Source organism: Pseudomonas sp. RL_5y_Pfl2_73, assembly GCF_963970515.1.
In the GTDB taxonomy this organism is placed as follows: Bacteria; Pseudomonadota; Gammaproteobacteria; order Pseudomonadales; family Pseudomonadaceae; genus Aquipseudomonas.
Map to the genome: position 1 here is coordinate 1 of NZ_CAXAPD010000101.1, position 1,646 is coordinate 1,646.

3 protein-coding genes are annotated in these 1,646 nt (G+C 50.1%); 2 read left to right on the forward strand and 1 reads right to left on the reverse strand.

The annotated features are described in order from the left end of the window. The first annotated feature begins 145 nt into the window (after nucleotides 1–145). Both AACY42_RS28355 and AACY42_RS28360 read left to right on the forward strand, forming a co-directional pair. Nucleotides 146–1,201, forward strand: coding sequence for a hypothetical protein (locus AACY42_RS28355; protein WP_339483804.1), 1,056 nt, complete (start codon nucleotides 146–148; stop codon nucleotides 1,199–1,201). Nucleotides 1,202–1,210: 9 nt separating this feature from the next. Beyond that, a complete protein-coding gene (locus tag AACY42_RS28360; RefSeq protein WP_175361040.1) occupies nucleotides 1,211–1,423 on the forward strand; it encodes a hypothetical protein in 213 nt (70 codons plus the stop codon). A 24-nt stretch (nucleotides 1,424–1,447) separates the two neighbouring features. Here AACY42_RS28360 and AACY42_RS28365 read toward each other — a convergent pair. Next, nucleotides 1,448–1,646 (reverse strand): hypothetical protein (locus AACY42_RS28365; RefSeq protein WP_339483807.1); only part of this gene is annotated, 199 nt, incomplete at its 5' end.

Here is a 1,646-nt window from a genome sequence, read left to right on the forward strand (position 1 = left end):
CGACATCAGTCACTTTTTGATGCATCGGTACAACTGGATTCGGCCTCACCAATTCAACGGTGGGCTGGCGCCAGCTCGGGCCGAGGAAAAACTTAACGTCGTGTCCGGGATTAGTTGACCACTACAGACTTCCTACAATCGGCTGTTGCATTCGTCGGAGAAGAAAGCGCTTGCTGATGAGGCCAAGGCTCTTGAAGAGAAGGGCAAGCCTCAGTCGGATATGTCTTGGGAAGAAGTACTGCTTCTTGCTGCCAATGCTCAAGTTGACGCTACCGAAAACGCGCGGTTGCAGGCACTTGTGGACAGCTTCCCCCCGGGCAACCCTGAAGGTCAGCACCTTGCGCAAGACTTGCTAAAGGCGACCGAAAGCATTCAAGGATTGGCTGCTCAGAACATTGCACTCACATGGAGTGATGGCCGCACAATCGTCGCTAATGGCGCCGAGGTACGTGCGTTTCAGGCGACGAAGACTCAGTTTGCCGATCCCGCCTTGTTCAATACTGCTTCCCAATGGTCCAGCAACAATAACTGGGCCAATGACCCTGAGATCGTTCCCACGGCTTGGAGGGAGCAATTCGGTGGAGACGCCGTTACCTATCTTAGGGAAATCGCTGGAGTTTCCAGTAGCAGGGACGAGTTCAACGACTTGGTGCAAAGGGTTTCAACCATAGTCGGTGGTGGGATCGAAAGGGTCACCTGGGATTTGGATGCTGCGCTTGCGGCTACGGGCGCGCCTGCGGTATTAAGGGCGTTGCTGGCTAGGCGGCTTGCTGCGGCAGGTGTAGTTGATGCTGGTGTAATTGGTACTACGCCACGGTTACCACTGTCTGGGCCTACTGAGAATTGGAAAACCTTCGTTAACGCTGAAAAGCAGATCCAACTGGACGCAGCTGCTAGCCAGCGCGTAGATCAAGTTATCAATGAAACGTTATCGGGTAAGAAAAATTTCACGAGCTCTATGACGCTAACAACCGATGAGGCACTATCAGCAGGACAGCAATATCTGGGTTCTGGGTATAGGGAAATCGGTAAGTCTGGTTCTGGTGTGTTCCATAGCGCGGATGGTACAAGAGAATTCCGCATCGATTCAGGGTCTATATCAGGAGCACACGCTCCAGGAGTTCCGCACGTGCATTTTGGAGTTAAAAATCCTGTGACTGGAAGTTATATATCTAATAATCATGTTCCCTACGTGGATTAGGATGTAATTATGCCTATAATTCGAAAGGGTGTAGTTGTTAGTGGCGAGTATCTAGGTTGGAAAATATTTGTTGATGATGATCGCGATGGAGGCACCGGTGGGTATTATTTATTCTTGGAAAAAAATGAAGGTGAAGGATTCGACTATTGGTTTGAGCATGAAACGGGACTTCAAGCCCAATTAGTCGATTTTGATGTTGAGTGGATGGCCTCATCCTCCTGAAAAGTGGATTGGAAGGTGTAAACGTTATTCAGTACGGGTTAAAAAGGGGACGAATTTTGGGTAATGGGGACAGCCCACGTTATCTGTGCAGTATCTTAGGGAAACTCTGAAAAAGACTTCCTGATTTGGCAAAATTACCGGACACCAGTCGCCGAGCTTTTCAATGATGAAACAGATGACCTTCGCCGATGCCGAGTACGCCGGCAAGCGCAAGCAGACCCGC